This window comes from Roseitalea sp., from assembly GCF_984466335.1.
The window spans coordinates 1-11,126 of the sequence record NZ_CFIFWG010000105.1 but is presented as its reverse complement, the minus strand read 5'-3'; the positions used below and the strand labels follow the sequence as shown (position 1 = coordinate 11,126).

At 68.6% G+C, this 11,126-nt stretch carries 11 protein-coding genes; 4 read left to right on the top strand and 7 right to left on the bottom strand.

The genetic code is table 11. From position 1 onward, the window contains the following. Together AC5E6L_RS10460 and AC5E6L_RS10455 are read left to right on the top strand one after the other, a co-directional pair. On the top strand, positions 1 to 647 hold a 647-nt coding region (locus AC5E6L_RS10460), incomplete at its 5' end, for a hypothetical protein (RefSeq protein ID WP_491773108.1). A gap of 216 nt (positions 648 to 863) precedes the next feature. Beyond that, complete coding sequence (locus AC5E6L_RS10455) at positions 864 to 1,871, top strand: sodium-dependent bicarbonate transport family permease (RefSeq protein ID WP_491773106.1); 1,008 nt, start codon at positions 864 to 866, stop codon at positions 1,869 to 1,871. 18 nt (positions 1,872 to 1,889) lie between these two features. On the opposite strand, the gene AC5E6L_RS10450 is transcribed toward AC5E6L_RS10455, so the two are convergent. Together AC5E6L_RS10450 and AC5E6L_RS10445 are read right to left on the bottom strand one after the other, a co-directional pair. Further along, positions 1,890 to 2,204, bottom strand: a complete 315-nt coding sequence (locus tag AC5E6L_RS10450; RefSeq protein ID WP_491229728.1) for a P-II family nitrogen regulator — start codon at positions 2,202 to 2,204, stop codon at positions 1,890 to 1,892. Between the two features lie 81 nt (positions 2,205 to 2,285). Beyond that, positions 2,286 to 3,128, bottom strand: coding sequence for an ureidoglycolate lyase (locus AC5E6L_RS10445; protein WP_491773104.1), 843 nt, complete (start codon positions 3,126 to 3,128; stop codon positions 2,286 to 2,288). Between the two features lie 171 nt (positions 3,129 to 3,299). Here AC5E6L_RS10445 and AC5E6L_RS10440 point away from each other — a divergent pair, with 171 nt between their 5' ends. Beyond that, positions 3,300 to 4,520, top strand: a complete 1,221-nt coding sequence (locus AC5E6L_RS10440) for a glycosyltransferase family 87 protein (protein WP_491229726.1) — start codon at positions 3,300 to 3,302, stop codon at positions 4,518 to 4,520. Between the two features lie 45 nt (positions 4,521 to 4,565). Here the strand turns inward: AC5E6L_RS10440 and AC5E6L_RS10435 are convergent, their stop codons facing one another. The 4 genes from AC5E6L_RS10435 to AC5E6L_RS10420 form a co-directional block, all read right to left on the bottom strand. Next, positions 4,566 to 5,636: a BMP family ABC transporter substrate-binding protein gene (locus tag AC5E6L_RS10435; protein WP_491229725.1), complete on the bottom strand. Its 1,071-nt coding sequence runs from the start codon at positions 5,634 to 5,636 to the stop codon at positions 4,566 to 4,568. A gap of 78 nt (positions 5,637 to 5,714) precedes the next feature. Continuing rightward, positions 5,715 to 6,641, bottom strand: coding sequence for an ABC transporter permease (locus tag AC5E6L_RS10430; RefSeq protein WP_491773102.1), 927 nt, complete (start codon positions 6,639 to 6,641; stop codon positions 5,715 to 5,717). Beyond that, positions 6,638 to 7,762: an ABC transporter permease gene (locus AC5E6L_RS10425; protein WP_491773100.1), complete on the bottom strand. Its 1,125-nt coding sequence runs from the start codon at positions 7,760 to 7,762 to the stop codon at positions 6,638 to 6,640. Before AC5E6L_RS10425 ends, AC5E6L_RS10430 begins: the two co-directional genes overlap by 4 nt. Next, positions 7,759 to 9,342: an ABC transporter ATP-binding protein gene (locus AC5E6L_RS10420; RefSeq protein WP_491773098.1), complete on the bottom strand. Its 1,584-nt coding sequence runs from the start codon at positions 9,340 to 9,342 to the stop codon at positions 7,759 to 7,761. The genes AC5E6L_RS10425 and AC5E6L_RS10420 overlap by 4 nt, the downstream gene beginning before the upstream one ends. A gap of 195 nt (positions 9,343 to 9,537) precedes the next feature. Here AC5E6L_RS10420 and AC5E6L_RS10415 point away from each other — a divergent pair, with 195 nt between their 5' ends. Beyond that, a complete protein-coding gene (locus tag AC5E6L_RS10415) occupies positions 9,538 to 10,803 on the top strand; it encodes a UbiH/UbiF family hydroxylase (RefSeq protein ID WP_491773096.1) in 1,266 nt (421 codons plus the stop codon). Here the strand turns inward: AC5E6L_RS10415 and AC5E6L_RS10410 are convergent. Continuing rightward, positions 10,748 to 11,126: AEC family transporter (locus tag AC5E6L_RS10410; RefSeq protein ID WP_491773094.1), on the bottom strand; the 379-nt coding region annotated here is incomplete at its 5' end. The genes AC5E6L_RS10415 and AC5E6L_RS10410 overlap by 56 nt on opposite strands.

Here is an 11,126-nt window from a genome sequence, read left to right as displayed (position 1 = left end):
CCGACGCCACCCGGAGCCGGCTCAAGCTCAAGGCGTTCCCCTGGAGCGACAATGCCGATGCGCCCAACATGTTCTATGCCGACGTTGTGGGCGTGAACGCCAAATCGGCCTTTCTTGACGGCGGCGGCACGCTGCCCTTCACCCTGGCCGACATGATGACGCAACAGACCGTCATGCAAAACGCGATCGCGCCCCCGTCCGGCGATCTGTCCTATCTCTTCCCCGCGCGGACGAGCGTCCTTAACGCGCTGAGCGCGCAGGACCCGCTCTACGCCCAGATGAACGCCGTCCTGACGGGCAAGCAGTCCATCCTCGTCACCATGCCGACGACGGACCGCGATGGGTTTCACGATTTCGGCGGCACGGTGGAAGCGGCGGTGCGCGGCGCATTCACGGGCCATTGCGATCTGGAGAGCGCCACATTGCCGAACTCGAACGCCGATGCGCCGGCGATCTGCGAGCCGCTGTGCGCCAACAGCGGCGGCTGGCTGGGCTCCTGGACGAACCAGGCACCGCCGGCCTGGCCGGGCTATGCCGCCTGCGGCTGCGCGCGGTGCACCGCCGATTCACCCTTGCCGCCGGCCGTGGACGCACCCTCGGCGATGGTCATGTCGGGTCCGGCCCTGCGCCGCTACAGCCGAAACTGAGAGCGGGCCGAACGGGCGCCCTGTCTGTGCAAGGCAGGACAAACCTGGCCGAACGTCCCCACCGCACGTCCCAGAAGCGTCGCGCGCCCGATGCGCGTCGGCTTCCGGTGCCCGCCGTCACCGGCCATCCCCGGAAAAACTTGACCTCACCGACGACGCGGCCGATACGGGCCGGCGGGGTTGAACCAAAGTCGAAGCCGAGAGGAACAGGGGACGATGGATCTGGTGTTGGATTTTCTGGTGCGGTTCCTGACCCAGTTCCAATCGCCGTCCCTGGCTTTCCTGATCGGCGGCATCCTGCTCGCCGCGTTCGGCAGCAAGCTGGAAATCCCCGATGCGATCTACAAGTTCTGCGTCTTCATGCTGCTGATGCGCATCGGCATCGACGGCGGCATGGAGATCAGGCAAGCCAACCTGGCCGACATCTTGCTGCCGGGGCTGATCGCGGTCATGATCGGCTGCGGCGTCGTCCTGATCGGCCGATATACGCTGGCCCGCCTTCCCGGCGTGCGTGTCGAGGACGGGATCGCGACGGCCGGGCTGTTCGGCGCCGTCAGCGCCTCGACGCTCGCGGCGGCCATGGTGATGCTGGAGGCCGACGGCGTCGTCTACGAAGCCTGGGTGCCGGCCCTTTATCCCTTCATGGACATTCCCGCGCTCGTGCTGGCGATCGTGCTCGCCAACCTTTACCTCAAGAAGCGGAAGAGCGGCGCGGACACCAGGGTGGCGATCTGGCCGATCGTCAAGGAAAGCCTTCAGGGCTCGGCGCTGTCGGCGCTTCTGCTCGGGCTGGCGCTGGGGCTGTTCACCAATCCGGGCCGCGTCTTCGAGGGATTCTACGATCCCCTGTTCCGCGGCTTTCTTTCGGTTCTCATGCTGATCATGGGCATGGAGGCCTATGCGCGGCTGAACGAATTGCGCAAGGTGGCCCACTGGTATGCGGTCTATGCGGTCGTCGCCCCCCTCGCCCACGGCCTGATCGCATTCGGCCTTGGCTACGTCGCGCATGTGCTGACGGGCTTCAGCCCCGGCGGCGTGGTCCTGCTGGCGGTGATGGCGGGTTCGAGTTCGGACATTTCCGGCCCGCCCACGCTGCGTGCCGCAATTCCGACGGCCAACCCCTCGGCCTATATCGGCTCGTCCACCTCGATCGGAACGCCGGTGGCGATCGCCGTGGGGATCCCGCTCTATATCGCGCTGGCGCAGGCCGTCTTCGGGATGTGACGGGAGCCGCGCCGCCGTTCAGAACTTGTGCGGACGCAGGATCTCGACCTCTTCGAGATAGGTGATGCCCGAATAGTTCGCGAAATAGCGCTCGGCGACCGTGTCGGCGATCTGTTCGGCCATTTCGCGCGAGGCGGTGATCACCTCGATCTTGACGTTGGCGAACGCGTCCACCACGGCCGGCCGGCCGGACGCGCGGATGCCCCGGCTGCCCTTGCCGCCGGCGGCCACGGCCGTGTAGCCGCTGGCGCCGGCCTCGTCGATGATCGCGGCGACGCCGTCGAAGATCAGCTTCTCGGTGATGATGACGATCTTGGTCGCCTTGTGGGTCATGGGGCAGCACTCGCGCGGGTCACGTCTTGAATCGTAGGCAGCCTTGCCGAACCGGTCAAGCGGCGCCGGCCGCAACTCTCCTCACGCCTGGCCGACCCGCTGGGCCTGCTCGCCCAGCCCCTCAATGCCAAGGCGCATCGTCTGGCCCGCTTCAAGGAAGACTTCCGGCTTCTGCCCCATGCCGACGCCGGGCGGCGTGCCGGTCGAAATGATGTCGCCGGGCTGAAGGCTCATGAACCGGCTGACATAGCTGACCAGATGGGCGACGCCGAACACCATGGTGGCGGTGGAGCCGTCCTGGTAGCGATGTCCGTCGACGTCGAGCCACATCGCCAGGCTCTGCGGGTCGGCGACCTCGTCGCGCGTGACCAGCCAGGGGCCGATCGGACCGAACGTGTCGGCCGACTTGCCCTTGACCCATTGCCCGCCGCGATTGATCTGGAAGTCGCGCTCGGAGATATCGTTGATCACGCAATAGCCGGCGACGTGGTCGAGCGCGTCGGCCTCGTCGACATAGCGCGCCTCTGCGCCGATCACCACGCCAAGCTCCACCTCCCAGTCGGTCTTCTGCGAACCGCGCGGGATCAGCACCTCGTCGTTCGGCCCGCAGATGGCCGACGTCGCCTTGAAGAAGACGATCGGCTCCTGGGGAACCGGCATTCCCGTTTCGGCCGCATGGTCCGAATAGTTCAGGCCGATGCAGATGAACTTGCCGACGGCGCCGACACACGGGCCGATGCGCGTGCCCTCATCGACCAGGGGCAGGCCCGCCGGATCGATCGCGGCGAGCGCCGACAGGCCCTCGGGCGTCAGGGCCGCGCCGGCAATGTCCGGAACATGGGCCGACAGATCGCGCGCGCGCCCCTGTTTGTCCAAAAGTCCGGGCTTTTCGGCGTTCGGCGCGCCGTGGCGAAGCAGTTTCATCGGGCTCGATCCTTTCCTTCAACACATGCTGGGAGCGATAGCCGAACAGCGCGCGATCGGGCAAGCGGCGTATGGCGCGACCGGTACGCTTAACCCAATCTTCAGCGCGGCGGCCTTAGCTGGATCTGCGCGCCGTCCGGCCGGACGGCGCCGATCGGGCGGGCCCGCACCATGGCAGACATATGGACCGGCCTCTCCAGGGGCTCCTGGATCACCGGTGACCGGATCGCCGCCTATCCCGCGATCATGCTCGCGCTGACCGTCGCCGCCACCGGCTTCGTTCTGTGGAGCAATGACGGTCTTCTGCCGAACGGCTCACCCTTCGGCAGCGATTTCGTCTCCTACTGGACGGCCGGGCGCGAAGCGCTCGCCGGCAATCCGCTCGTGCCCTACGACCGGGCCCTGTTCGAGCCGGCGCAGGCGGCGCTTTTCCCCTCGTCGGGCTATTTCGCCTTCTACTATCCGCCGCACTATCTGGCCTACATGGCGCCGTTCGGCCTCCTGCCCTATCATGCGGCGCTGATCGCCTGGACGGGCACGACCTTTATCTTCGCCCTCTGGGCGCTTTGGCGGATCGCCGGCGGCGGCTGGCGGACCGCCCTTCTGGCACTGGCCTTTCCGGCCGCGTTTCTGACCGTCGCGCACGGCCAGAACGCGTTCCTGAGCGCTGCCCTGTTCGGCGCCGCGCTGGCGCTGCTGCCGCATCGGCCGGTGCTGGCGGGCATCGCCTTCGGCCTGCTCACCTTCAAGCCGCAACTCGGCCTTCTGGTGCCGCTGGCCCTGCTGGCCGCCGGCCAGTGGCGCGCGATCGGCGCGGCCGGCCTGACCCTGGCCGCGCTCGTTGCGGCGTCCGCGGGCCTGTTCGGCATCGCGGCCTGGCAGGCGTTCCTGGCGCAGGGCGAAGCCGCCATGCGAACGCTGACGCTCGGCTGGGTCGGCTGGCAGAAGATGATCTCCATCTACGCGGCCTTGCGCCTTGCGGGCCTCGGTGACGGCGCTGCGATGGCGGCGCACGCGGCCGTCGCGCTGGCGGTGGCCGTGATCACCGTCCGTGCCTGGTTGCCGGCAAGCCGCCTCGCGCACGGCACGCGCAGCGCGCTCGTTTTGACCGGGGCGCTGATCGCAACGCCGTTCGGGCTCAGTTACGACCTGTTCATCCTCGCGCCCGCCCTCGCCTTCATGGCCCGGCGCGGCCTCGACGACGGTTTCCTGGCCTGGGAGAAGACGGCGATGGCGGCGGTCTTCCTGGCGCCCTGCGCGCTGCTCGCCATGATGGCGTCCGAGGTGCCGCTCGCGCCGCTGATCCCGCTTGCGCTGTTTGCGCTGATCGTCCGGCGTGCACGGGCCGAGCGCGGCGCTGCGCGCGTGGCGACGGCCGGGCCCGTCCCATGACTTGCCCCTCCAATGACTTGCCACTCCAATGACCGGTGAAACCGGTTACTGGGGAAGCTGGTCGTCCACCCCCTCGATGTAGAAATTCATGCCGAGCAGGGCCTCTTCGGTGGCACGCTCGCCCTCGGCCAGCCAGGGCGTGCCGTCCTGCTTGCTGATCGGTCCCGTGAAGGGTTCGAAATCGCCGACCATGATCCGCGTTTCGGTCATGTTGGCCATCGCGGCGACCTCGTAGGGCATGTTCCAGTAGGGCGCCATGATGACGTGGCCTTCCTGCATGCCGCCCCAGACGTCGACTTGCTCCCAGGTGCCGTCGAGCACCGCGCCGACGCGCTCGATATAGTAGGAGGCCCAGTCGTCGATGATCGAGGTGAGCTGGGTCCGCTCGCCGAAGGCGTGCATGTCCGAGGCCTGGCCGAACGCCTTGATGCCGCGCTCCCCGGCCACCTGCATGGGCGCCGTCGAATCGGTGTGCTGCACCATGATGTCGACGCCCTGGTCGACCAGCGCCTTGGCGGCGTCCGATTCCCTGCCGGGATCGAACCAGGTGTTCACCCAGACGACCTTGACCTCGAAGTCGGGATCGACGGACTGCGCGCCGAGCATGAACGCGTTGATGCCGCGCACCACCTCGGGAATCGGGAAGGAGGCGATATAGCCGGCGACACCCGCCTCGGACACGCTGGCCGCGATCTGTCCGAGCACGTAGCGGCCCTGGTAGAATTTGGAGTTGTAGGTCGAAACGTTCGGCGAATCGCGCTTGTAGCCGGTGGCGTGCTCGAACTTCACGTCCGGGAACCGCGCGGCGATCTCGTTGGTCGCGTCCATGAAGCCGAACGAGGTGGTGAAGATGATGTCGCAGCCCGAGCGCGCGAAGCGCTCGATGGCGCGCTCGGCGTCCGCGCCTTCCGAAACGCTCTCCAGATAGGCCGTCTCGACGCGGCCCGCGAAAGCCTCCTCGACGGCCAAAAGGCCCTGATGGTGCTGATAGGACCAGCCATAGTCGCCGATCGGCCCGACATAGACCCAGCAAGCCTTTGCGTCGGCCGCCTGCGCGGCGCCCGTTGCGGCAAGGACGGCCGCCGCCGCCAGCAGTGAAGTCGCATATTTGTTCATTGTCGCCTTTCCCCGAAACGCGTGACCGAAGACAAGGGCGCCCCTGCACCCTGCCCGTCGTGATGGTTCCTTGTCGCGCTAGCGATCGGGGACAAATGGCTGGCCCAGCGATGCCGGCGTGTTGCGCATCGTCATCCGTCTGTTCGATGAAATCAAGACAAGAACGATGATCGTCGCCAGATAGGGCAAGGCCGACAGAAGCTGCGAGGGGATGGCGACGCCCTGGGCCTGCACGTGGAACTGGGCGATGGTCACCGCGCCGAACAGATAGGCGCCGATCACCACGCGCCAGGGCAGCCAGGAGGCGAACACGACCAGCGCCAGCGCGATCCAGCCGCGACCGGCGGTCATGCCCTCGACCCATTGCGGGATGTAGACGAGCGACAGGTGCGCGCCCGCCAGACCCGCGCAGGCGCCGCCGAACATCACCGCCAGATAGCGCACGCCGATCACGTCGATGCCCTGCGCATGGGCCGAGGCATGGCTGTCGCCGACCGCGCGCAGGGTCAGCCCGGCGCGGGTGCGGAAGATGAACCACCACACGCCGACCGCAAGGGCGACCGACATGTAGAAGATGGGGTCCTGGCCGAACAGCAATCGGCCGACCAGCGGCAGGTCGCCCAGGACCGGCACCTGGACCGCTTCGAGCCGCACGCCGGGCAGGCCGACGAACCGCTCGCCGACCATGCCGGCGATCCCCAGCCCCAAAAGCGTCAATGACAGGCCGGTGGCCACCTGGTTGGTGGCGAGCGTCAGCGTCAGGACGGCGAAGGGCAAGGAGAACAAGGCGCCGCAGACGATGCCCGCCAGCACCCCGGCCCAGGGCGAGCCGGTGACCTGCGCGGCGCCGAAGCCGGTCACCGCGCCGATGATCATCATCCCCTCGACGCCCAGATTGAGCACGCCCGAGCGCTCGACCACCAGTTCGCCCATGGCCGCGATCAGAAGCGGCGTCGCCGCGGTCGCGACCGTCACAAGGATGGCCTGGATCACGTCGGGGCTCATCGGATGGCCTCCAGCCCGCTCCCGGCGGTTCCGGGTCCGCGCGCGCCGGCCGGTCGCGGACGGACGATGCGGACATGGTAGCGAACCAGCGTGTCGCAGGCGAGCACGCAGAACAGCAGCACGCCCTGGAACACGCTGGCGACCTTGTCGGAAATGCCGAGCGATATCTGCGCCGCCTCTCCGCCCAGATAGGACAACGCCACGATCAGGCCGGCCGCGACGATGCCCAGCGGGTTCAGGCGCCCCAGAAAGGCGACGATGATCGCGGTGAAGCCGTATCCCGGCGAGATCGTCGGCCGGAGCTCGCCGATCGCGCCCGACACCTCGACGATGCCGGCGAGCCCGGCCAGCGCGCCCGACACGATGAAGGCGAAGAAAACCATGCGCCCGGCCGAAAAGCCGGCAAAGCGTCCCGCGCGCGCGCTGGCGCCCAGAACGCGCACCTCATAGCCCTTGAGCGTGTGCGCCAGCATGAACCAGACGACCAGCGCGGCCAGCAGCGCCAGGGCGAACCCGTAATGCGCCCGCCCCGAGGCGGCCATGATCTCCGGCAGGACCGCATCGGCGTGAAAGGAGCGCGTCTCGGGAAAGTTGAAGCCCTCGGGATTGCGCCAGGGGCCGCGCACGATCCAGTCGAGAAAGAGCTGGGCGACATAGACGAGCATCAGCGAGGACAGGATCTCGTTGGTGCCGAAGCGCGCCTTGAGAAAGGCGGGGATCGTCGCCCAGGCCGCCCCGCCGGCCACGCCCATCGCCAGCATGAGCGGCAGCACGAGCGGCCCCTTGATGTCGGGATAGAGCACCGGCAGCATCGAGCCGGCGATCGCGCCCATGACGAACTGGCCCTCGGCGCCGATGTTCCAGTTGTTGGACACAAAGCAGACCGACAGGCCGACCGCGATCAGGATCAGGGGCGTCGCCTTGATGATCAGTTCGTGCAGCGACCAGACCTCGGTCAGCGGCTCGACGAAATAGGCATAAAGCCCCTCGACCGGCGGCTTGCCCATCATGGCGAACATGGCCGCGCCGATCGCGGCGGTGACCGCGACGGCGATGAAGGGCGAGACGATGGAGAAGAACGCAGAGTGCTGCCGCCGCCGCTCAAGCTCGATGCGCGTCATGCGGCGACCCCGTGGTGCTTTTCGGGCGCGGCGCCGCCCATCAGAAGGCCGAGCCGCTCGCGCGTGACGGTGCGCGCGTCGAGCGGGGCGGAGATCTCGCCGTCGTGGATGACGGCGATGCGATCGCAGATTTCGAGCAGTTCGTCCAGATCCTGGCTGATGACCAGCGCGCCCGCGCCGGCGCTCGCAGCGTCCATCAAGGCCTGGCGGATGCGCGCTGCCGCTCCCGCATCGACGCCCCATGTGGGCTGGCTTACGATGAAGAGCTGCGGCCGGCGGTCGAATTCCCGGCCCAGGATGAGCTTTTGCAGATTGCCGCCCGACAGCGTGCCGGCGTCGGGATTGTCGCCCGATTTGCGCACGTCCATGGCTTCGACCACGCGCGCCAGGGTCCGGCCGAGCGCGGAACGGCGCAACATGCCGACCCGGCCGCCCGACTGGTAGGCGCTGGCATCGGACGCATGGCGGCTCAAAAGGATGTTCTCGGTGAGCGGCATCGTCGCGACGGCGGCGTGGCCGAAGCGCTCCTCGGGCGCGAACGCCGCGCCAAGGCGCCGGCGCGCATTCGGCCCGAGCCGGCCCGCCGGCGTGCCGGCGATGGACACCGCATCGGGATCGTCCTGGAGCCGCTCGCCCGAAAGCGCCTCGAACAGTTCCGACTGGCCGTTGCCGGCGACGCCGGCGATGCCGAACACCTCGCCCGCGCGAACCTCAAGTCGGATGCCGCGCAGCGGCGTCGAGAACGGCCCCAGCGGGGGCTGGTCGAGCGCGCGCACGCGCAGGACGGCCGTTCCGCCGGCCATCGCCGCGTCATGGTCGGAGGCGCTGCGGCGCACCGCCTCGACCTCGGCGCCGACCATCATCGCCGCAAGGCGCCCGGCGGTCTGCCGGCGCGGATCGCAACGGGCGACCACCTTGCCGTGGCGCAGCACGGTGGCGCGGTCGCAAAGGCGCTTCACCTCCTCCAGCTTGTGCGAGATATAGAGGATCGCCTTGCCCTCGCTCCTGAGGGTTTGGAGCGTTGCGAACAGGCGCTCGGCCTCCTGCGGCGTCAGGACCGAGGTCGGTTCGTCGAGGATGATCAGATCGGGCTTCTGCAACAGGCAGCGGACGATCTCGACCCGCTGGCGCTCGCCGACCGACAGGTCGCCGGCCAGCGCCTCGGGATTGAGGGCCAGGCCATAGACGCCGCCCAGCCGGCGCGCCTGGTCGGCCACCGCTGGCAGCGGCGCGCCCCCTTCGAGCGACAGGGCGACGTTCTCGGCCACCGTGAGCGAATCGAACAGCGAAAAGTGCTGGAAGACCATGCCGATGCCGAGCCTTCTTGCGGCGGACGGATTGGGGATCTCGACCGGCTCGCCCTTCCACAATATGCGGCCGCCATCGGGCTTGAGCGAACCGAACAGCATCTTGACCAGCGTCGACTTGCCGGCGCCGTTCTCGCCAAGAAGGGCATGGATCTCGCCGCCGACGATGTCGAGATCGACCGCATCGTTGGCCGTCAGCGCGCCGAAGCGCTTGGTGATGCCGTCCACCGCCAGGAGCGGTGGCGCCGGCGTTGCGGATGCGGTCTCGTCCATGGGGGCCCGTTGGTTGCGCTGTCCGGCAAAGCGTAGGCGCGCTTGGCCGGACAGCGCAACGCCAAAAATCGCCGCGCGCGAGATCTCCCCATCGTCGCGCCGGCCACCGTGCGTCGACCTGCGGCAAAAGGCGACTGGACAGGGGCTGTCCGCCGCGCCAACTGTCCCGCAACGCGATCACGGGAGCCTGCCCTCATGACCACGCCCGCCGATATCCTGGTCTCCGGCGCCGGATCGACCGGCATGGCCGCCGCGCTTGAAGCGGCCGCGTGCGGCTACCGGACCGTGCTCGCCGCGCCCGGGGGAACCCATCTGGACGATGACGCGCGCACAACGGCGCTGATGCGGCCGGCCATCGCCATGCTGCGCGACTATGGCGCGTTCGAGGCTTGCGCCGGTGCGGCCGCCCCGCTCAAGGTCCTGCGCATCGTCGATGCGACAGACCGGCTGTTCCGCGCCCCGACCGTCAGCTTCCGGGCGGCGGAGGCCGGCTTCGAGCAGTTCGGCTTCAACATTCCCAACCGCGCGCTCAACGCCGCGCTCGACGGGGCGGTCCGGGCGAACGGCCTGATCACGGTGGTCGATGCGATGGTCTCGGCCATCGCCTTCAACGAGGATGCGGCCTTCGCCACCCTGTCCAATGGCGATGCGTTCGAGGTCAGGCTCGCGGTCGGCGCCGACGGCGTCAACTCGCTCGTGCGCCGGGCGGCCGATATAAGCGAGCGGAGATGGGCCTATCCGCAGACGGCCCTCGTGCTCGCCTTCGATCACGACCGCCACCACGAATTCACCTCGACCGAGTTCCACACGCAGGAAGGGCCGTTCACGCAGGTCCCGCTGCCCGGCAACCGGTCGAGCCTCGTCTGGGTCATGCGTCCCGAGCGGGTGGAGGCGGTCATGGCGATGACGCCGGACGCCCTGGCGCGCGCCATCGAGGACAATCTGCACGCGACGCTGGGCAAGGTCACCAACGTCACCGCGCCGCAGAGCTGGCCGCTTTCGAGCCTTGTGGCGCATGCGTTCGGCAAGGCGCGGGTGATGCTGGTCGGCCAGGCGGCGCACGCCTTCCCGCCGATCGGCGCGCAGGGTCTCAATCTGGGGTTTCGCGATGTCGCCGATCTTGCCGCCGTGCTCGCCAAGGCGGGCGGGGACCCCGGCGCGGCCGCGGTCGCGCGGCGCTACGATCTGCGCCGGCGCGCCGACGTCTACACCCGCACGGGCGGCGTCGACCTGCTGAACCGGTCGCTCCTGACCGATGTCCTGCCCGTGCAGATGGGCCGGGCCGCTTTCCTTTCGGTGCTGAGGCACATCGCGCCGCTGCGCGGGCTGGTGATGCGCGAGGGGATCGAGCCGGGCGGCGGGCTCGGAGCGATCGCCGAAACGTTCGGCCGCAGGCCCGGAACGGTCAGAAAAGATCGGGCGGCAGGATGGAGTTGGTCGTCAGATAGAGCAGGAAGGTGACCGTGGCGACGGACCCGACCGTCGTCAGCAGCACCATGGCCGAGGCGCGCTCCACCCAGACGCCGTATTGCTGGGCGATGACATAGACGTTGGTGGCGCTTGGCAGCGCGGCGAGCAGCATCGCCGAATAGACCCAGACGGGCGGAAAATCGCCGATATACGAGACGATCACATAGGCCAGCAGCGGGTGGACGATCAGCTTGATCGGAACGATGAGGGCCATTTCCGCCGGCACGCGCCGGAGCGGGCGCAGCGCCAGCGTGACGCCCATGGCGAACAGGGCGCAGGGCCCGGCCGCGGCGCCGACCAGCTCGCACAGCACC

Coding starts and splice junctions, on each gene's coding strand:
- AC5E6L_RS10430 (WP_491773102.1), bottom strand. CDS start 6,641: ATGAGCCCCGACGTGATCCAGGCCATCCTTGTGACGGTCGCGACCGCG.
- AC5E6L_RS10415 (WP_491773096.1), top strand. CDS start 9,538: ATGACCACGCCCGCCGATATCCTGGTCTCCGGCGCCGGATCGACCGGC.
- AC5E6L_RS10455 (WP_491773106.1), top strand. CDS start 864: ATGGATCTGGTGTTGGATTTTCTGGTGCGGTTCCTGACCCAGTTCCAA.
- AC5E6L_RS10450 (WP_491229728.1), bottom strand. CDS start 2,204: ATGACCCACAAGGCGACCAAGATCGTCATCATCACCGAGAAGCTGATC.
- AC5E6L_RS10425 (WP_491773100.1), bottom strand. CDS start 7,762: ATGACGCGCATCGAGCTTGAGCGGCGGCGGCAGCACTCTGCGTTCTTC.
- AC5E6L_RS10445 (WP_491773104.1), bottom strand. CDS start 3,128: ATGAAACTGCTTCGCCACGGCGCGCCGAACGCCGAAAAGCCCGGACTT.
- AC5E6L_RS10420 (WP_491773098.1), bottom strand. CDS start 9,342: ATGGACGAGACCGCATCCGCAACGCCGGCGCCACCGCTCCTGGCGGTG.
- AC5E6L_RS10435 (WP_491229725.1), bottom strand. CDS start 5,636: ATGAACAAATATGCGACTTCACTGCTGGCGGCGGCGGCCGTCCTTGCC.
- AC5E6L_RS10440 (WP_491229726.1), top strand. CDS start 3,300: ATGGCAGACATATGGACCGGCCTCTCCAGGGGCTCCTGGATCACCGGT.